We start from the raw sequence: 19,757 nt of genomic DNA on the forward strand, positions 1-19,757 counted from the left end.
GTTATCGTCGACATATTAACCACGCAGCTTTCCAGTAGCGTCCTCAACGGCGCCGATAAGAGCGCCCTCCTTAACTAGGCGCACGGTCTCCTCGATTTCCGGAGACAGGTAGCGGTCCACGCCGGGGCCGTCCACAGTCTCGCGCAGCTTCTCAATCACCGCGCCGGTTCCCTTGGCCGGCGTGCCCTCGCGCATGTCGATGGCGCGGGCGGCGGTGAGGATTTCCACGGCCAGCACGCGCTGCAGGCCATCAACAGCCTTTCGCAGCTTGCGGGCTGCGGACCATCCCATAGACACATGGTCTTCCTGCATGGCCGAAGACGGAATGGAATCGGCTGAAGATGGGTTGGCCAGGCGCTTCATCTCACTGACGATGCCGGCCTGGGCGTACTGGGCAATCATGTGGCCGGAGTCAACACCGGGGTCGTCGGCAAGAAAGGCATTCAGCCCGCGGTTGCGCGCCGGATCCAGAAAGCGGTCGGTGCGGCGCTCAGAAATGGAGGCCATGTCCGCGGCGACAATAGCCAGGAAGTCGAGCGCATAGGCTACCGGCGCGCCGTGGAAGTTGCCATTGGAGACCACGCGACCATCCTTGGTTACCACCGGGTTATCCACCGCGGCGGCGAGCTCGCGCTCGGCCACCTGGGTGGTATGCGCCAAGGTATCGCGGAAGCCTCCGGCTACCTGCGGGGCGCAGCGCACGGAGTAGGCATCTTGTACCTGATTCTTTTTGAACTCCTCGAGTGCAGCTTCCAAGATCTGTGATCCCTCGGCTACCTGGAGGATATTGGCCGCGGCATCAGCCTGGCCCGGATGTGGGCGCAACTGCTGCAGGTCATCCGCAAAGACCACGAGGGTACCCAGCAGGCCCTCCACGGTCATGGCGGTGGCAATATCGGCGGTCTTTGCGGCCGCGCGCAGGTCAGTAATGGCCAGGCAGAGCTGGCCGAGCATGCCATCGGTGCCGTTGATAAGCGCTAGGCCTTCCTTCTCGCGCAGCTGCAGCGGCTCGATGCCGGCCGCGACCAGGGCGTCGCGCGCATCCTGCAGCTCGCCGTTTACGCGCACCTCGCCTTCTCCCAGCAAGGCGAGCGCACAGTGAGCAAGCGGCGCCAAATCGCCGGAGCAGCCCAGTGAGCCATACTCTCGCACCACCGGCACAATGCCGGCGTTAAGGGCCTTGGCATAGGTTTCCACCACCACGGGGCGCACACCGGTGCGGCCGGTGCACAGGGTAGACAGGCGCAGCAGCATCAGTGCGCGGATAACTTCTTCTTCTATCTCTGGGCCGGTGCCTGCAGCGTGCGAACGCACAAGGGAAAGCTGCAACTGGGCGCGCATCTCCTCTGGGATATGACGGCGAGCGAGCGCGCCAAAGCCAGTGGAAATGCCATACACCGGGGTGGGATCTTGCGCGAGTTCTTCTACGCGCTCGCGGGTGGCGGCCACCTCTTCTAAGGCTTCGGGCGCAATCTCCACCGTCGCCCCATAGCGGGCAACGGCAACGACATCCTCGATGCTCAGCGCGCCAATGTTAACGGTCACGGTAGTTGGGTAGGCGTTAGGCATGGCAAAAACTCCTTTAAATAAGGGATCAATAAATTCCATGTGTCACGCGACAGCCTAACGCGATGAATGTATGCTACCTCACTTTTTGTGATTGCGGTACATTTTGGCCGCTACCTTGTCCGATGCTTCCAGCAAAGCTCGAATGGCGGCGTCTACCTTCGCATCCGACGTCCCTACCGGATACGTCACCGCTACCGCCGCCGCTGGGCGGTCCAAATGATCCAGGATGGGTACCGCCACAGAGGCCTGACCGCGAGTAATTTCTTCAATCTCCTGGTCCCACCCGCGTGCAGCTACCAAACTCAACCGTTCTTTCAACGCGGTAAAGCCGCTACCTCCCGCAGTATCAAAGGCGGCGCGCACCTCCGCATCAGGCAGATGCGCCAGCATCACACGCCCGGATGCCGTCTTATGTGCTTGCAGGCGCACGCCCACCTCGGTCACCAAGGAGGTAGCCCCGGCCGCACGCACCTCCTGCAGATACAAAATTTCCGATCCAGCCATACGTGACAGATGCCCCGATCCCCCCACCAGTGCCGCACACTGTTCCAAGTCCCGAGTAGCCATGCGCACCAAGGGTTGCTGCGTCACATAGGCCGAGGCCATGGAATACGCGGCCAGACCCAGGCCATAGGTCTTATGCTCCGGCAAATGGGCCACAAAACCAGCATCAACCATCTCCGCCAGCAGGTGGTACGTAGATGAACGCGGCAGGTTGAGCTCACCTTGGATGCGGGCAGCAGAAATAGGGACGTCGATGGTGGATAAAAGCTTGAGGATCTCCATCGCGTGACGCGCCGCGGGGACTCTGTTGGTACTCACGCTTAGTGATTGTAGGCAGAGTTTCCTGCCACACGCCGCGGTTTTACCTAACATCGAAAACCATGAACACTGAAAAAGCTGAACTTTTCACCCCCGCCCCCGAATGGTCCGGCCGCTCCGATGGCCCGGGACCAGAGCACGCTCGCTGGCATAGCGTTATCAATCAGTCCACCGACTCCCCCGCCCCCGTAACGCTTCTGGGGTTTGCCTCCGATGAGGGCGTGCTGCGCAATGGCGGCCGCCAAGGCGCAGCCGCAGGCCCAGCCGCACTGCGGTCGGCCCTGGGTTCCCTGGCAGTCCACCATGGGCATGCACTTGCCGACACCGGCACGATCACCACCCAGGCCGATGACCTCGAGGGCGCCCACGATGCGCTCTCCGAAAAGGTGCAGGAACTCGTCGAAGCCGGCACCCTCCCGATCATTCTGGGCGGCGGGCACGAGACTGCCTTTGGCTCCCACCGCGGCCTCTACCGCGCTGTAGGCGCCACCAAGATCATCAACCTGGACGCCCACTTCGATCTGCGTCGCGCGGACCACGCCACCTCCGGCACCCCGTTCAAGCAGATTTCGGAGCTTAGCGATGACTTTGATTACACCGTGTTGGGCATCTCCCGCCCCAATAACACCAAGGTGCTTTTTGATGAAGCCGAATCCCTTGGCGTGGCCATCACTTTGGATGAAGAGCTAACCAACCTCTCCCCGGCCGAATGCGGCGAACTTGCAGCCCGCGCCACCGAGGGCAAGGACAAGGTTCACTTGTCCATCGACCTCGATGTCCTACCGGCTTCTACCGCGCCGGGCGTATCCGCCCCGGCATCTCTGGGCGTGAGCTACGAGCGTATCCGCGCCATGGCCGTAGCAATTGCACAGACGGGCAAGCTGGCCTTGGTGGACGTCGTCGAGCTCAACCCCACCTTTGACATCGATAACCGCACGGCGAAGGCCGCAGCCCGATTAATCGATGACATCGTCACGGCCCACCTCACTAACTAAACGCCAACGGCGTTGGGGTTTACCCGGGCCGTGCAGTTTAGCGGGTAGCTTTCTTACTCATCCAACGTTGGACTCCCCACCACATAGCGGGAGTAAAGGCAACGGCGATGAGCCAGTAGACAAGCCAGAAGCTACCCGCTAAGCCAGTCATCACAATGCCTATTAGCAGCAAAAGCGCTGCGCCAGCACTTGCGAGGACACATTGTGTGAAACTGCGCTGGTCATCTTTGGCCCCTTTGCGAGTGCTGGCGCCAGAAACTTTCTGGTCAACGAATCCAATAATGTCTTTGCCGAAGACAACCGAGAAAGCAATATAAAAGGCCGCGAAGCCGTGCATGAATTCGGCCGTACCGCCTTGGCTCAGGCTCACATAGAAAAATACCAAGAGCAGCAGGTCGATGATTGGGGTCGCGGCCATAAGTATCAAGCCAAGTTTGCGCAGATTAAAGACGTAGCGCAAGAGGCAGCCAGCCACTAAGCAAAGCCAAAAAGCTACCTCAGCTGCAATAGTGGCTATAAGCATCATTGCCCTCCAGCGGTATCGATCCTCTAACCCGTCTTGGGTTCAACTTATCAAAACAGCAGGTGGGCAATCGGCGTGGCGATAAGAATGGTCAGCGCCACGCGCTCGAACCAGATGATGACCAGGTGGGTCAGCTTCACCGGGATCTTGGTTGCCAGGATGCACGGCACCAGAGCGGAGAAGAAAATGATGGCAGAAACTGCCACCACTCCGATGACGAACTTGAGCACCATGCTGTCGCTGCCTGCCACTGCGGTGGCGGGCAGGAACATCTCCGCAATACCCATGGCCGCGCCCTTTCCAGCCTGGACCGGCTCCGGCAGCTGCACTACCCACGCGAATGGGTAGAACAGGTATCCAATCCACTCGAAGATGGGCGTAAAGCGCGCAAGTAGTAGGCCAATAAGGCCCACCGACATAATGGAAGGCACGATGGCCGCCGCCATGCGCACGCCATCGCGCAGATTCTCCCAGATGGACTCCCACAAGGACGGCGCGCGCTGCAGTGCCAGCATTGCTTCGCGCCACGCGTTCTTGATGCGTGAGCCCTCCACCGGCTTTTCCGGGTCTGGGTGCGCGTCTGCAAAGTACTCATCCGGAATGGTGCGCAGCGGCGGAATGCGCACGGTAATGGCCGTCACTACAAAGGTCACGATGAGCGTGACAATAAAATAGGTGCCCCAGATCTTCATCAGATCAAGCTGCTTGGCCACGATAACCATGAAGGCCGCAGAGACCGTCGAAAAGCCGGTGGCAATGATGGCCGCCTCGCGCCCGGTATAGCCGCCCTTTTGGTAGACGCGGTCCGTCACCAAAATGCCCAGCGAATACGAGCCCACAAACGAGGCCACCGCGTCAATGGCGGAGCGCCCCGGCGTCTTCCACAGCGGCCGCATGATGGGCTGCATGAGCACGCCGACAAATTCCAGCAAACCAAAGCCAATGAGAAACGCAAGGAAAGCACCGCCAATCGGCACGATAAGTCCTACCGGAGTGGCAATGGAGTTCCACAAAAATGGCACCAAATCCTCGTCACCGAGCACCCACGGCAACGCATCAATAACCATCAGGAACGAAACCACCGCGCCCACAATATTGAGCACCGCAAAGACCGCCTGAAGCACACTTTCTTTAAACGCGCCGGTAGTAAAACTCCGCACCGTTCCATACACGGCCAGGGCAAAAATGATCCACGGCACCGCGGCAGGAATCCCCTCACGCATCATCGTGACCATGTGGTCCAAAGGGATGGAGCGCTTATCCTGATATGTCACCGGCAGGAAGAATACGAACGCGCCAATCGCGCTATATAAAAAGAGTTTCCACCGTCCCCCAGGCTGCGGGATTTCCCCGTCATGACTCTGGTGGGAGGAGTAAACCGATTCGGTAGAAGTCACAGTAAAACCGTCCCCTCAAGCTTGCCTACAAAAATCAAGCCCGCGCGACAGCCTTACGCGAACATTGGGGACATGTTATCTAAGTAACAGCTCACTGTCTACACGTTTTCGAGATCCAAGGCACAATAGAGTCATGTCTAATCCTATTCGCGTCGTCGGCGCCGTCTTCGTCGATGAAGAACGCACACAGCTTTTAGCCTTCCGCAAGAAGCCTGGCACTTCCCTTGCTGGCATGTGGGAATTTCCCGGCGGCAAGATCGAACCTGGCGAAACACCAGAACAAGCACTCGCGCGCGAACTTAAGGAAGAACTCGGCATTTCAGCCACCGTCGGCGAAGAAGTAACGACCACCGTTCACCATTACGATTTCGCCACCATCGAGCTCACCACCTTTTACTGCACCACCACCGCCTCTCTGCTAGCCGACAATCTCAGTCTCACCGACCACGACGCCACGCGCTGGGTCAACATCTCCGACGCCCTCGAACTCGAGTGGGCTCCGGCGGACGTGCCTGCGGTAGAGCAGCTCTGGGCAACGCCGCCCAAGCAAACAGTGTTTATTTAGCAAAATAATTATGTAGAAAAGGCCACAAAATAATTTGAATAATTGCCTGTGGGCTATTTAAACCACCGCTAATCTTGAATTGTCTTAAAGCAAGTTTGCTAAATTTGCTCACCAATTCCCCGGAGAAAAAATGACTGATAATTCGACTACTGCCCGTGACCTCAAAATCGAATGGCTTTTAGAAGAAATTCGAAATGCCGTCCGTACGGGAGTTTCTGTAGATGCGGCAGTAGAAAGGACTTCCAACAATCCTTTCGTCAAGCCCCCAGAAGAGCTCCTCAACGAAGCACGAATCATCTTTCTCCAGAATGCCGGGCAAATCTCAAAGTTTAAGGCTGTCGACTCCCTAATTCAGGATGAAGTGGATTCCGGCGATTGGTATGACGGCCCAGACTACGACAACCACATTTATTGGCCGCATGTAAAGGAAGTACTTCAACCCAAACTCGGCAGTGCGCTCGACGAAGTCGACAAAGCATCGAGCAAAGTGCTTTGCTCACTTCGGCCGCCCGCTGAAGATACGTTCGATGTCCGTGGCCTAGTACTCGGCTTCGTTCAAAGCGGCAAAACTACGAACTTCATATCTTTGATTTCTAAGGCCGCAGATATCGGATACAGGCTAATCATTGTCCTGGCAGGTATGACGGATAATCTCCGTGTTCAGACTCAGAAACGTATCAATGAACAACTCATCGATGAAACACCGAACTGGGTAAAACTCACCGATATCGATAGCGACTTCAATGCTTCGCAGTTCAACGCGAACAATCGGAATTCGGATACCCTTCTTGGGGCGCCGGCGAACCGACATATCGCAGTTGTGAAGAAGAACGGCCATATTCTTACTGCTCTGAATAATTTCCTCCAGGGCGCAAAAATTGCTACTAAAGATCTTCCTATTCTCGTCATCGACGACGAATCTGATCAGGCTTCTATCAATGTATCCCCCAAGGCCAGAGCCGAAGCCTCAAAAATCAACGCCCAAATCAAAACGCTTCTGCGGAATCCTAAGACGGCATACGTCGCGTATACAGCGACTCCTTTTGCCAATATCCTTATCGATCCAAATGACACCACTGATCTCTATCCAAAGGACTTCATCCATGTACTACCCAAACCGGAAGGATATTTCGGCACAGAGACTATCTTTGGCCGTGAGCCACTAAATGGCGAAGACGCCGAAGAGCTGGATGGTCTGTCTATGGTGCGGACGATCGACGAAGATGAAATCGGTGCGACACGACCTCCAAGTGGAAAGAAGGGCTTCGAAAACTGGGAGCCTGAAATTCCTAAGTCCCTCGATGAAGCAATTCGCTGGTTTATCCTCGCCACTGCAGCTCGCCGTGCGCGTGGGCAAAAAGATGCGCATTCATCGATGCTGATTCACACTGCAGTACGCACCGCTGCCCATGAGATCTTGCACGAATTAGTTCAAGAACAAGTGAAGTTCATCGCGCGAGCGCAGGACGACCCAGAGATGCTTAAGCTTCTCGAAGCACAATGGGTTTACGAGACCGAGCAAGTTTCCGCAGAAGCACTGGGATACGGGACTCTGACATTTGAGGAAATCAAGCCACAAATTTCAGACGTCCTCAAAGCAACTGAAGTAGTAATGGACAATGGTATATCCGAGCAACGACTTCAATACGAAGACGGGAAGCCGAAGACTGTTATTGCAGTCGGCGGCAATACTTTGTCCCGAGGTCTGACTCTAGAAGGCCTCGTCTGCAGCTATTTCGTTCGAAACGCTACTGCCTACGACACCCTTCTTCAGATGGGACGCTGGTTCGGTTTCAGAAACGGATACGGTGACCTTCCGCGAATTTGGATGACCGAAGATCTCGAGAATTGGTTCCATGACCTTGCTTTGGTGGAAGCGGACTTGCGAAAGGATCTAGCGCGTTACGCCGATGACGGCGAAACCCCGCTTACATTCCAAGCCCGAATCCGCACGCATCCGTCGATGGAAGTTACGGCTCGTGCAAAGCAGCAGAATAGTCGCCCAGCAGTAGTCAGTTATTCAGGCCAGAAAGTCCAGACGATTCTCTTCCGCCACAAGAATAAAGACTGGCTATCCCAAAATATTCAAGCGTCGGAATCCTTGGTCCAGGACATTCAAGGCAAGGGTCTAAAAGAGCATCAAAAGAAGAACGGTACTAAGTTCTTCAAACAAGTCCCTCCAAGCGTCGTTGAAAAATTCCTAGACGAATATGCCATCTACGAGGAATCCACTCTTGGCCGAAACAATGCGGAGCTGCTCAAGGCATATATCAAGAAGGAACACTCAACAGGCTCTATCCGAGCATGGGATATTTCCTTCTTCGGTAGGTCTGGCTCAGACAATCCTAAATCCATCGATTTAGGATTGACCAGCGAACTCAACTTGCTCAATCGTTCCCAGATGGTGGTTTCAGCAAGCCCGGATGTCGCTAACATTAAGACCCTCGTCGGTTCGCTGGATCGCTTAAATAGTGCCGATCTGGATAAGCCGGCGTTGCAGGAACTAATCGACGAGTTTGAAACACAGTCGACCAAAGCTGAAACTAAACTCCTGAAAGCGTACGAAGCAGCTGTAGGCACTGACGTCGCCCATTTAGGCATCTATGCCATCGATCCAGATTCAAAGACAAGTCAGTCGTCCGACTTCGTACACAAGTCCGGCAAAAACGTTGGAAAACTCATCACTCCGAGAAATCGACGTAAGGATTTGAATGCTGAGGACGTAATGATCGGCATCGGTCTCTTCTTCCCGACTTCGAGCAACCCAGATCCTGACGCTGAATATGTAAGCGCCCAGGACTTCCTCGATGCCGAAACCATGGAACAAGTCGCCGAAGCTGAAAGCGAAGTTCTTCAAGCTATCGAAGGTGAGGAGGCCTAGAAATGTCAGTTTTGAGCAAATCAGAATTTCTATTTCAGGCGGTTTCGAAGGATCAGAACCTCAACAATGGCGAGGAATGGGCACTAAGTACTGGTGTAGAAATTTCTGCCGGCGCCGTTCAATGCTTTTCCGATTACTCGGGAAAAATTGGCCTGATTATACCTACTTCCCAGGAGGAATTCGACACCTTCGTCGATGACAGGAAGAGCAAGGCAATTCATCTGACTCGTCGAAAGGTCGTCAACAATGGAATCGACACCGACTTCCAAGCACGACTGATTCTTCGGGATTTGAATCAACGAAGCATCTTTTATTTCTTTGTAGATGAGCTTCTAGGTTTCCTCGACGGGAAAGAAAACGCATCAATCACTGATGTGTCGGCTTTCCTTGCGAAGTGGCGTCACTTCTTCTCCAGCGATAAGCAGTTCGTTATCGATCCGCAGGTTGAAGTTGGGCTCCTCTGCGAACTAGAAGTGCTGCTCGGTTTGCTTCATGATGAAGTGCCCAATGCCGTCGAATCTTGGTACGGCCCAGAAAAGACGCGTCACGACTTCCTGCTTAACGACTGCGCGATTGAGTGCAAGGGAACGGCATCTGCGGACAGAATGTTGGTATCTATCCACGGCAGGAACCAGCTGGAAACCCCTAACAATAAACCGCTATACCTCGTATTTCGTCGATATAATCGCCATCCTGACGGAGCGCTATCGATTCCGTCCCTCGTTGAGGAGCTTCAGACATACTCTGCTTTCAATATTGAAAGCTTCACTGAAAAAATGTACCTCCTCGGGATAGATGTTTTCGATGAAGCACATTCGAAAGCCTTCAATAACTATTTCGCGGTTGACGTCCATGAATTTGAAATCACTGAGGAGTTCCCACGAGTGGAGGTCAAAGACCCCGCGAACCGAATCTCCGACCTCCAATACAAAATTGACCTAGCCGGCCCAAGTTCTATCCCTGGATACCGGCCAATCCCCTCATTCATTAAGTAACTCATGCCTTTTCACCACAAAAAGCCGTTCGATCCTTCCGGCGATGTCTACGCAAACTCCGTAACTCGAACGATGAAAAGCCAGGCTCTTTCTGCTTGGGACATGTTCACCCGCGAGACTTTGCAAAACAGTTGGGATGCCCGCGATCGTGCATCCCACGATGACGGCGTCACTTTCGCGATCGATTTTGTAGAGCTGAACCAACATCAAATCGATTGTTTAAAGAACGATGTCTTTGGCAATGACTTTGTCGGAATTCCGCAGCTTGAATCCGCGCTTGAGTCAGGCAGTCTGTCCGCACTGACTGTTAGCGATTCTGGAACGTACGGGCTTCGCGGCCCGAGTATTGCAACAGCTGCGGTAGACGGACCTACCGATTTCAACTCATTCGTTAGGAACATCGGTCGAAGCGACACCAAGAAGGTAGCCGGTGGTACTTACGGCTTCGGCAAAGGCGTCTTCTTCATCGCCAGCGAAGTTAAGACTATCGTCGTCTACACGCGAACCATCGATGAAAATGGTCAGCGTGTTAATCGACTCATCGCCATGTCTAATGCCGATGACTTTCAAGCTGACAATATCGCTTACACCGGCCGGCACTGGTGGGGAGAGCACGCCGTTGAGGAAACCGGCACTGACCGCACCGAGTTTGCTGAACCCTATACAGGCCAAATTGCCGATGCAATTGCAGCAGTTTTGGGCCTCGACAGCTACTTCACCGAAGATCGGCAGACCGGTACTTCAATCATGATTTTGAATCCTGATCTCTCTGTCCAAGAAGACCAGGTTAAATCCGGCCTAGACAGCGGCCGCATTGTTCTTCAACAAATCGCAAGTTCCCTTACTCGTTGGGCTTGGCCACACATGATTGATATCGACACGGGTATGGATCCGATCGAATTCAGTGTTTCCTACAAGCGTGAGCAAATGAAAATTCCCGACCCAAAAAAGGATCAAGGCCTCCGTCCTTTTGTAATGGCCTACTCAGAGGCAGTTTCTAATCCAAAGCCGCCGTCAAATGTCTGGAATAACAGCTACTTTGGTCGTCTAACGACGATTTCGGGCAAGCGTCCTAAGAAGGATCTAGGCACGCTGGCGATCGTGAGTTTGAACGATGCAATCTCTTCTGAGCAAACTGTCATCGGACAGGATATTTCCAACCACGTTGCCACGCTGCGAAATCCCCGAATGGTCGTCGAATATTACCAAGCTCCAGAAGCTGCAAACGGAAAACCGTATTGTGGAGTCTTTTTGGCAGACCCCGAGGCTGACCGCGTATTTGCCCGAAGCGAGCCGGCTGCGCACCACCAGTGGAACCGTGAGACGATTGCCCACGATGTAGAGCTTCTAAAAGAGTTTTGGGGAAGCACAAACAACCCTGTCAGTGTCTTCTTCACGAGACTGCGAGAAATGCTTCAATCAGTCGGACTTGAGAATGCCCGTCCCACTCGAAGCCAACACTTTCGCTCAGCGGCGGAACTGTCTAGTTCCCTAGGCACGCTAATTTCTAATGCAGAAGGCGGTACCAGCAACCGCTATATCAAGCCAAAGCTGAAAACTGTTCAACGCAAGAAATCCTCCTCGCGCGCGACTGCAAACTCTGAAATCGATTCCATTCGAAAGGCAGAAGGCGGAAAGCACACAACGTTCAGCGTCGATGTACAAATTCCGTCTAATAAACTGCCCGCGGGATTGACGATTCAACCCGCAGTAAACTCCGATAAAGGTGACCTTTACGAACAGTTGTCGAAACTAGGCGTACCTGTTCCGAAGATTGAAAAGATTGCCTTTACGGCAGACGAAGAAAATACAGCATCAAATGCATTAGCTTCCGCTGATGCACCGATCCTGCTCGAATCGCCAGAGGCTTCGTTGCTGGTCGACGTTTGGCAACCAAACGACACCGCCGTCTCACTTCGATTTGAGTTCGAGTACAACCTAAAACCTAATTCGATTGTGATTGGAGAAAGCACAGATGAGTAACGCAGTCAGTTTTGGCTACAACCGTCCTTCCCAAGACTCCATCGAAATAATTGATTTCAAGGTCGTAATCGACGGAGAAGCATTCGACAGCAAAACGGAAGAGCTCCCGACTTGGGATTATGAATCCAAAGTGGAAGTCTTCGCAGAATTAGATTTCGACTTCGAGCGGTTTACCAAGGAAGCGGGGTTCATTTCTTTCGCTGCTGATGAAGACTTACCGGAATATTCAGGGCTAATCTCTTGGTCCTGCAACAAGACTAGGCAACGCGGTGCAAGCCCTCGCCAATCGCTTCATGATGGCAAAAATACGCTGCACTTTGAGCTGGACAGTTTGTTGCTCGGCGGAGAACTTCAGATTGCAATCAACGTCGACCTCGAGACTCCAGGCGTAGCCTACGAGGACTTAATTCCGCCAGAGCGTCCTGGGTCGCGCCTATGGGCCAGCTATCCACTTCGGATTCGGTTAGAGGGCGATGGGTCACAAATGTCCATCACTCCCCTGGATTTCAAAGAAACCGGAATTCGCCCGCAAATGGCAATGTGGAAAGTGCAGGTTTCTCCTGACGTTCTCCTGCCTGTTCAAGCAGGCCTGAGAATCCTCATCAACACAGCTCACCCCACTAGCCGCAGAATGCTTGAAAAGGGTTCTGGCAAAGAAAAACAGATGTGGGAGCGTTATCTCCAAACCGACATTGTTACGCAGCTTCTCCTGCGCGCTCCAAGCTTGGACGAAATCGAAAACTTAGAAAGTCATAGCCTGTTTTCTGGCTCGCTGGCAGAAAGCATTTTCAATCTCGCCCAGGCACTATTCCCGGAGAAGCCATACGCCGACATCGCCAACGATCCATCCACCCTTTTCGCGACTGTCCAAGCGTTTACTTTCAAGGAATCCAAATAAATGGCAATCACGTATTTCCCACGACTCACCAACTCGGTCGCCATTTCGTTAATCGGGGATTTCTCTCGATTTAACGACCCAAGTGAACTTACGCAATTTGCCGCCACGCGACATGAAATGCAGTATCACGATCCACTTGCGACCTTACTCGTCGAAGAGTCGGAGCTGTCAGAGGTACGAAAGAAAATTGTTGCGCTCGCAAACGAACTTGGTTTTCCAGAGCAATTGGGGCGTCAGGCGGTAAGAAGCTTCGACCAACCAGCGGCTGACATTCTCTACAACAGTATTGATCTAGTTCCCGCCGAAGCAGCGAACGGAGAGATCTGGAACTTTCTAACTCTAGCGCTGCTTCCTGACATAGCTGCTTGGCGCTACCCAAATGTCGATGCAAAGTATGATTTCGAGCGTTGGCTCGGCGGTGACCGAAATGTTTTCCGTAAACTCTGGTGGCGACAAGCCACGCTAGGAAAGACCCTTAACGAAAAGATTGGTGAGGACGAAGCCGTAGGCGTCATGGAGCGTCCGAGCTTGTCTGCCAATCCTATAAATGCGCGCGCAATCATTTCGGCTTTCGATGAGGTTTACAAGCATCACACGCAACTTGCTCGCTCCGAGGTCATGCGTCTGGCCGCTCTACACGTCCGGCGCCTAGTGCCATTGATAGACTTTGATTTTTACAAGGAAGACGAACTGCGAGAGTTACTAATTCCAGTGATCGAAAATTCCTGCGTTGAATACGAGAACGAAAAGCGGACAAAGGAATAATGAATCAGATTTCTATCGCTCCCTCTGCACGCCGATTGACTACCTCCCTGAGAGATATCGGATACAGCTTTGAATCTGCAGTTGCAGATATTGTCGATAACTCAATTGCTGCCGGCGCCACAAAGATAGCAATCGATATCGAATTCGACGGCAAAAATTCCTCAGTCATCATTAAAGACGACGGTGATGGAATGACTGCGCAAGCAATCGACGAAGCTATGCGATTTGGTAGCCGACGTAGCTATGCCGACCAAGAACTGGGCCGTTACGGCCTAGGCCTGAAGACAGCATCGCTCTCGCAATGCAAGCGTCTTTCAGTCATCAGTAAGTCGAGCAACGCTCCACTCCAAGCAAGGATTCTTGATCTGGATTTCATCCAGACAGTCGACGACTGGGTCACACTTGATCACAGTGAAGAGGAAGAAGTAATTGCTCTCGCCGCTGAGCACTTCGGTGAAAGCGGAACGTTCGTCATATGGAACAAACTAGACCGACTGCTGCCAGCCAAGTCTCCTGACAGTGGTTGGGCAAGGCGCCGTATCGAAAACCTTGCTCCAAAACTTTCTTCCTACTTGTCGATGGTTTTCCACCGATTCCTTTCCGGCGAAGCCTACGCAAAGGTGGAGATTCAAGTTAACGGAGAATCGCTGAATCCTTGGGATCCTTTTGCACGCTCCGAGCCTCACACTCAGGAGCTCGATTCAGACGAATTTGAAATCGAACACGGTGACATCACAGGCACCGTCACGGTCAGGCGATTCCTTCTACCCCAGCGAAGCGAATTTAGTTCTCGCGAAGCTTTCGATGCTGCCTCCGGTATCGACAAATGGAACAAGCAGCAAGGTCTATATATCTATCGAGCTGACCGCTTGGTCCAATGGGGCGGATGGTCCAAAATCCGCACGATTGATGAGCACACCAAGCTGGCTCGGGCATCTGTCGATTTCGGCACCACCCTTGACGACGCGTTCAACATCAATGTCGCCAAAATGCGGGTGAATCTTCCGGGCCAGTTACGCAAAATGCTTGCAAGGCCAGTCAATGAGCTTTGCATTGCAGCAGACGCTGCTTACCGTCGTGAGAACGCGCGGAAACTGGTAGACGAGGAAAAACTGCCTGAATTCAAACCTGACTTTGGTGGAAGTGAGTCCGGTGAATCTATCGGCCTAGCTCTCCGAACCGCGGCAGCTAGAACCGGTAACTTCAAGGCTTTGGAAGCAATCTCTGAGCTCCTCAAGGCTGAAATGCCGGAACTAGCGAAGCACCTCGGTTTCGATTAAAAGAGAACGTCAGCTGAGCCCGTTGCAGTGCGTGCGTATTCGCACCACCGCTGCAAGGGACACGAGCTACACCGCGGACCTTCACTTACGCACACGGTTCTACCTAATTCGAACAGAGCCAAATGAGCACTGCGAGAATTTTCATTTAGGCCAAGCAGTCTTGCGATGCTGATTCGCCCATCGGATTGTTTGTTACGTGACTCTGTATCGGTTCCCTGAAAACGCGATGTAACACGCAAAACACCCTTCGCGACGATAACCGGCTCTTCGCTCTTACCTTCCACACCGGCATCAGGCGAGGAGAGCTCAAGGATATTTCGTAGCGCAGGATTAGTCGCAGGAAATACGTCAGGATCGATGCTTGGCTTCCAAAACTCTGCAGGTTTTTCGTTAACTTGTTCTACGATTTGTGAGAACTTCTCACGACGTTTCTCAAAACGCTCGCCTTGGAACACACCCACGACCGTCCTAAATGAGCTTTCCGGGACGCCAGATTCCCGCGTTGGTCCTTCCAAACTTTGAATCAATGGCCACAACATTTGGACTTGACCGCGCGTTGCTCGTTCTAGGAAGATTTCACAGATCAGAACGTGCCAACGATTGCCTTCTCGAATCCACGGCCACATGAGGTTAGCTTCGGGCTGTTCATTGTACCACTTAGCAAGGGTTTCCGAGGTCGCGATTGAGTCATAGGGCTTACTCGTATTTCGCTCTAGAGAATCGAGTACAGACTTTCCGATATTTTCGCCCAATCGAACTGGGACGGCGTTACCAATTTGTTTGAAAGCAGCACTCGGCGGACCGCTGAAGCGGAAGTCATCTGGGAAGGTCTGCAGTCGCGCAGCTTCACGTACGGTTAGAGTCCGAGACTGGCGTGGGTGGATGAAACCATAGCCATCTTTAGCGATATGCGCAGTGATCGTCCTTGAAAGATCATTTTCGTCTAGCCGCTTGTACTTATCGTTAAAAATGTCTGATCGATAGCGCTGAAGATGAGCTGGAAGATCCGAGTACTTCGTATCTGAAGTCATCATTTCAAAAGCGAGCTTGTCATCCTCACGTACAGGTCGTGTGATGTGGTCGTAGAGCCTGCTAGCGTCCGCGTTCGAAACACCTCGGCGAATATACTTCTGGAACTCAGTCTTCGGACCTGAATATTCAATCCATCCATCAGCGCCTCCCTCAGGACGCCAACCACCTTCTACTTCAGGCATATCGCCAATTGCATTCCAGACAGTAACCTTTTTCGTTACTTCCTCTGGCCAATCGAATTTAACGCTGTCTCTAAGAGCTACAAGAATATAGCGCTGGCGGAATTGAGGAACCCCGTAACGCCATGTATCAATAACACGGCTTTCAACGCTGTAACCGGCTTGTTCCAGTTCCTCAATCATGCTTCGCATGATGAACATTTCATCGTCCAAAGCCATGTCTGGAACATTTTCCATGACAACGGCTTTCGGACGAGCAAGGAGGGCTACTTCCAAATACGCACGCCAAAGGTTTCGACGCTGATCGTCAGGATCACGCATACCTTTCTCAACAAGATAGCGAATGCCATTACGCCCAGCTTTAGAAAAAGGCTGACATGGCGGTCCGCCCGCTAAGACATCGATGTCAGTTTCTTTCATCAAAGAGGCAACTCGTTCAACACTTTCAGGAGTTGATAGATCCCAAGTTGCTGAAATTCCAGGGAATCTAGCAGCGTGAGTCTCGACTGCGTAGTCGTAGTGATCGACTCCGAGCACAACTTCAATGCCCGCGTTAGTTAGCCCTTGGCTCAAGCCTCCGGCGCCAGCAAAAAGATCGACGCCGAGGACTGCTCCCTCTGCTTTCCTCCTCTTGGCGTATTCCAAAAGCTGATCGACTGTCTCGCAGTGATCCGGATGCTTCGGAAGCTTCACATAGGGGCCGCGGATTTGTTTGACGGCGTACTCGTCGACAGTTTTCACATGAATAATTTAGCTAGTCAAAGGCCTCTCCCACCAATCTAGATTCAATATCTACACCCATATCCAGACAACAGAGCGAAGACCTGGCGCTTTGTCGCGCCAGCGCTTGTGCGACACCCCCATCAGTAGCCCGCAATCTTTTGCAAACCACAGATTAATACCCCATTAATACTTCAACATCCGACGCTTCCAATTCCACTGATGGATTCCACCCGATAGATGAATAAATTTATCTGAGTGACGGTTGTGTCACTCCAATCGTATTCTGGGAATTACTTAACGTAATCTTATGGTTGGCGGTTTTGAATAACTTAGCGGTTTCCGTGGTTTGAGATATGCCACCTAAATGAAAATCTCTCTCACCGTCGAGGAAAAATGAATCACTCATCTAAGCGTGCTTACACGCCTTTTCGTGAAATTGCGTTCCGTCCTTCACGTATCGCACCGAAACATCTCAGGGTCCACTGCACCGGTTTCAAGCGCCGTCGTCCGCACGAACCTTATGGCTCGGCAACACCTCGTTTCTAATTAAAAACTTATAATCTTCGTTGGATGGTGGGCTAGCTTGAGATCACCATCTCTTAGTTGTATTAGGTCGCCTCATCCAAGATTCCGCGGACTATTTCCGCGATGTGCTTGGCATCGCTTCCTGTTCCCTGCTCAATCTGAGTGCGGCAGGAAAAGCCATCAGCGATGACAACCTTGCCTTCCGTGGCTGCCTTCCTCACCTTCGGGAACAGTTCGCGCTCCCCAGCGCCATGGACACTTCAGCGCGGCCTTTCTCAAAGCCCCAGTTTCCGGCCAGGCCGCAGCAGCTGGTAGCGATCTGTTCCTCGTTGATCCCCAATGCCCGCAGCACGGCAGCGGAATGTTGCGGGTCGCCTAAGGACTTTTCATGGCAATGCACCTATGTCAGCGCGGAGACATCGCCCGGCGCGATGACGCAGGCGGCGACGAATTGCTCAAGGCGCTTGGCAATAAGCTCGCTAAACGAGTGAGTGTTGCGCGCCCGGTGCTTAATCACTGCGCCGTATCTAGGGTCGTCGCAAAGCTCAGCGGCTTCATGTTGCAGCATCACGGTGCATGAGGGCTCCACGCCAATCATAGGAAGCCCGCGGTCCAGGTAGGGCTTCATCACCTTTGCCGTTTGCCGCAGCACGCGATTTACCATGTCGAGCTGCCCAGTCGAGTGCCAGGTCAGGGTGCAGCATACGAACTGTTGCGGTATGACCACCGTATAGCCGATTGCTTCGAGAACCTCCACCGCGGCCATCGCTGGTGAAGTACCCAGTGAGGAGTTGAAGGAATCCGGCCACAGCACGACCGTCTGCTCGTTGTCGGCCAGCGGCGGTACCGTCGCCTTGTCATTGTTGTTCGCGGTGCCGTTGTGCGCGACGTCGTCAAGCGCAGCGACGGTGGCGTGCTGCTTGTGCCACTTGCGCAGAGACGCGTGGGTGAAGCGGATGAGCAGGCGGTTCGGGTCGAAGCCGCCCACCTTCGCGATGAGCTCGTCGAGGCCCTTGGTGGACATCGCCTTGTCGATGAGCGCGGGCAGAAACAGAATCTTGTGTGCGATATAGCCCAGCAGCGGCAGCCAGCCCATCACCTAGTGGGCGCCTGGGCACAGCTTGCTTTTGTAATTGTTGTGTAGGAACTCCGCCTTGTACGCCGCCATGTCTACGTTCACCGAGCATTCGGAAACGCACGTCTTGCGGGACAGGCACAGGTCGAGGGCTTCCTCAACCTCTTTGGACTCAAAGCCGCCCTGGATGGACTCGCCGCGGAACATCTCACTGAACATGCGCGCACGTCCACGTGTCGAGTGCATCTCATCGCCGGTCATCTGGAAGGACGGACACATCGAGCCCGTCTCACTGCGGCACGCGGATACACCTACGCACCTATTGATGGCGTTGACCAGCGAGCCCTTGTCCTTACCCAACTTGTACACCGGCGTGAGCCCAAAGCGCCGCTGCCCCGACGCCATGCGCAGCCCCTCAGTCACTGCCTCCGGCTTTACTAGAACGCCCGGGTTGAAGAAGATCTCCGGATCGAAAATCTCCTTGAACTCTTCGAATAGCTCTCGCATCTCCTGCGAGTACATGCGGTCCAGTAACGCCGAGCGTGAGCGGCCATCGCCGTGCTCGCCCAAGAGCGAACCACCATGGGCCGAGACCAACTCCGCTGCCTCATTCATGAAGGATTCGAACTACGCGATGCCCTCCTCCGTGCCGAAGTCGAAGGAGATGCGCACGTGCACGTAGCCCTCGCCGAAGTGACCAAATGGAATACCGCGCAGCTCATGTTTTGCCATCAATGCGTACAAATCCCGCAGGTAGTCCGCCAAGTTTTCCGGTGGAACTGCCGAATCCTCCCAGTTGGGCCAGGCCTCCCCGCCATCGGTCAGGCGCGTCACGATTCCCGCCGCGGCCTGACGGATACGCCACGGCTCCCGCATTTCTTATTCCTTCGAGCTCGAGGACGGTCCCAAAACTCGGATATTTCTCGCCTCAGAGAAGTCCACGGACGAGCGCGTAGGACATCTCAAGTTGAAGCGAGATCATGGGTGCTTGATACTGTGCCCGCAGCTTTGAGTTGGTCGTGAACTGCACGGAAGATGTGCACGAAGCTGAGGAATCGTCTGTCCACTGTAGGGAGGTCCCCGAACAAGTACCGGGGAAAATATTACCGCGCTTACCTCATCTGGCTGACCTTCCCACCAATGCTACTTCTACTCCTTGGAAAGCCAACCGGACTCATTATCGCTTACGGAGTCCTAGGTACTCTGTTTATGCCGTTCTTAGGCCTTACCCTTTTGGTCCTGCTGAATACCAAACACACCCCAAAGCAATGGAGAAACGGTTGGATCGTCAACACCTTGATGGCGATAATCTCCGTCGCCTTCGTTTACCTTTGCGTTTCCCAATTGGGTGAAATTCTCTAGCCGAGAATACGTGCCTACTTCTCCTGCGGAACTCGCTTCGGCTTGTTCCCCACCCCGGCGTGCGGGTCGCGGCTGAATGCCCAGGCAATTGTCTGGTTCGGAGACATCGTTCCGCATGTCTCATAAGATCGTTCCGGTCTAACCAGCACCAATGTCTCACCACATCGTTCCGGTAGAAGTGCCTGAAG

The 19,757-nt window shown here is 53.6% G+C and carries 13 protein-coding genes and 2 pseudogenes; 9 read left to right on the top strand and 6 right to left on the bottom strand.

What is annotated here, in order from left to right:
- Positions 1–15 precede the first annotated feature (15 nt).
- Positions 16–1,569, bottom strand: a complete 1,554-nt coding sequence (hutH, locus tag BKN05_RS07470) for a histidine ammonia-lyase (protein ID WP_286688323.1) — start codon at positions 1,567–1,569, stop codon at positions 16–18.
- Between the two features lie 78 nt (positions 1,570–1,647).
- The gene (locus BKN05_RS07475) at positions 1,648–2,355 is read right to left on the bottom strand and encodes an IclR family transcriptional regulator (RefSeq protein WP_286688329.1); all 708 of its coding nucleotides are present in this window, start codon (positions 2,353–2,355) and stop codon (positions 1,648–1,650) included.
- A gap of 98 nt (positions 2,356–2,453) precedes the next feature.
- Between BKN05_RS07475 and hutG the strand changes: the two genes are divergently transcribed.
- A complete protein-coding gene (gene hutG, locus BKN05_RS07480) occupies positions 2,454–3,386 on the top strand; it encodes a formimidoylglutamase (RefSeq protein WP_286688324.1) in 933 nt (310 codons plus the stop codon).
- Positions 3,387–3,423: 37 nt separating this feature from the next.
- Here hutG and BKN05_RS07485 read toward each other — a convergent pair whose 3' ends face one another.
- Both BKN05_RS07485 and BKN05_RS07490 read right to left on the bottom strand, forming a co-directional pair.
- On the bottom strand, positions 3,424–3,912 hold the full coding sequence (locus BKN05_RS07485) for a hypothetical protein (RefSeq protein ID WP_286688325.1): 489 nt from the start codon (positions 3,910–3,912) through the stop codon (positions 3,424–3,426).
- A 47-nt stretch (positions 3,913–3,959) separates the two neighbouring features.
- A complete protein-coding gene (locus tag BKN05_RS07490; protein ID WP_286688326.1) occupies positions 3,960–5,306 on the bottom strand; it encodes a YjiH family protein in 1,347 nt (448 codons plus the stop codon).
- Between the two features lie 133 nt (positions 5,307–5,439).
- Here BKN05_RS07490 and BKN05_RS07495 point away from each other — a divergent pair, with 133 nt between their 5' ends.
- The 7 genes from BKN05_RS07495 (at position 5,440) to BKN05_RS07525 (ending at position 14,673) form a co-directional block, all read left to right on the top strand.
- Positions 5,440–5,871 carry a (deoxy)nucleoside triphosphate pyrophosphohydrolase gene (locus BKN05_RS07495; RefSeq protein WP_200435155.1) on the top strand — a complete coding sequence of 144 codons (432 nt, stop codon included), beginning with the start codon at positions 5,440–5,442 and terminating at the stop codon, positions 5,869–5,871.
- Positions 5,872–6,001: 130 nt separating this feature from the next.
- Positions 6,002–8,752 carry a Z1 domain-containing protein gene (locus BKN05_RS07500; protein WP_286688327.1) on the top strand — a complete coding sequence of 917 codons (2,751 nt, stop codon included), beginning with the start codon at positions 6,002–6,004 and terminating at the stop codon, positions 8,750–8,752.
- A 2-nt stretch (positions 8,753–8,754) separates the two neighbouring features.
- Positions 8,755–9,747 carry a PD-(D/E)XK motif protein gene (locus tag BKN05_RS07505; protein ID WP_284766322.1) on the top strand — a complete coding sequence of 331 codons (993 nt, stop codon included), beginning with the start codon at positions 8,755–8,757 and terminating at the stop codon, positions 9,745–9,747.
- A gap of 3 nt (positions 9,748–9,750) precedes the next feature.
- A complete protein-coding gene (locus tag BKN05_RS07510) occupies positions 9,751–11,730 on the top strand; it encodes a hypothetical protein (protein WP_200435152.1) in 1,980 nt (659 codons plus the stop codon).
- Positions 11,723–12,628, top strand: a complete 906-nt coding sequence (locus BKN05_RS07515; protein WP_200435151.1) for a hypothetical protein — start codon at positions 11,723–11,725, stop codon at positions 12,626–12,628. The genes BKN05_RS07510 and BKN05_RS07515 overlap by 8 nt, the downstream gene beginning before the upstream one ends.
- A complete protein-coding gene (locus tag BKN05_RS07520; protein ID WP_284766324.1) occupies positions 12,629–13,393 on the top strand; it encodes a DUF6339 family protein in 765 nt (254 codons plus the stop codon).
- Positions 13,393–14,673 (top strand): ATP-binding protein, encoded by a 1,281-nt coding sequence (locus BKN05_RS07525; protein WP_200435149.1) that lies wholly within the window; start codon positions 13,393–13,395, stop codon positions 14,671–14,673. Before BKN05_RS07520 ends, BKN05_RS07525 begins: the two co-directional genes overlap by 1 nt.
- On the opposite strand, the gene BKN05_RS07530 is transcribed toward BKN05_RS07525, so the two are convergent.
- The gene (locus tag BKN05_RS07530; RefSeq protein WP_200435148.1) at positions 14,670–16,625 is read right to left on the bottom strand and encodes a DNA cytosine methyltransferase; all 1,956 of its coding nucleotides are present in this window, start codon (positions 16,623–16,625) and stop codon (positions 14,670–14,672) included. The two genes, BKN05_RS07525 and BKN05_RS07530, sit on opposite strands and share 4 nt — an antisense overlap.
- 590 nt (positions 16,626–17,215) lie before the next feature.
- Positions 17,216–19,086, bottom strand: a pseudogene (locus BKN05_RS07535) (FAD-binding and (Fe-S)-binding domain-containing protein); the annotation flags it as partial.
- Between the two features lie 193 nt (positions 19,087–19,279).
- On the opposite strand from BKN05_RS07535, the pseudogene BKN05_RS07540 reads away from it, so the two are divergent.
- Positions 19,280–19,569 (top strand): annotated as a pseudogene (locus BKN05_RS07540) (divalent metal cation transporter); the annotation flags it as partial.
- Between the last annotated feature and the right edge of the window lie 188 nt (positions 19,570–19,757).

The sequence above is a fragment of the Corynebacterium sp. S5S1 genome (assembly GCF_001913985.1).
GTDB lineage: Bacteria > Actinomycetota > Actinomycetes > Mycobacteriales > Mycobacteriaceae > Corynebacterium > Corynebacterium marquesiae.

Bases quoted from the DNA above. Each gene is read 5' to 3' on its own strand.
- BKN05_RS07485 (WP_286688325.1), bottom strand. From the start codon at position 3,912: ATGATGCTTATAGCCACTATTGCAGCTGAGGTAGCTTTTTGGCTTTGC.
- BKN05_RS07475 (WP_286688329.1), bottom strand. From the start codon at position 2,355: ATGGAGATCCTCAAGCTTTTATCCACCATCGACGTCCCTATTTCTGCT.
- hutG (WP_286688324.1), top strand. From the start codon at position 2,454: ATGAACACTGAAAAAGCTGAACTTTTCACCCCCGCCCCCGAATGGTCC.
- BKN05_RS07500 (WP_286688327.1), top strand. From the start codon at position 6,002: ATGACTGATAATTCGACTACTGCCCGTGACCTCAAAATCGAATGGCTT.
- BKN05_RS07525 (WP_200435149.1), top strand. From the start codon at position 13,393: ATGAATCAGATTTCTATCGCTCCCTCTGCACGCCGATTGACTACCTCC.
- BKN05_RS07515 (WP_200435151.1), top strand. From the start codon at position 11,723: ATGAGTAACGCAGTCAGTTTTGGCTACAACCGTCCTTCCCAAGACTCC.
- BKN05_RS07510 (WP_200435152.1), top strand. From the start codon at position 9,751: ATGCCTTTTCACCACAAAAAGCCGTTCGATCCTTCCGGCGATGTCTAC.
- BKN05_RS07505 (WP_284766322.1), top strand. From the start codon at position 8,755: ATGTCAGTTTTGAGCAAATCAGAATTTCTATTTCAGGCGGTTTCGAAG.
- hutH (WP_286688323.1), bottom strand. From the start codon at position 1,569: ATGCCTAACGCCTACCCAACTACCGTGACCGTTAACATTGGCGCGCTG.
- BKN05_RS07520 (WP_284766324.1), top strand. From the start codon at position 12,629: ATGGCAATCACGTATTTCCCACGACTCACCAACTCGGTCGCCATTTCG.
- BKN05_RS07495 (WP_200435155.1), top strand. From the start codon at position 5,440: ATGTCTAATCCTATTCGCGTCGTCGGCGCCGTCTTCGTCGATGAAGAA.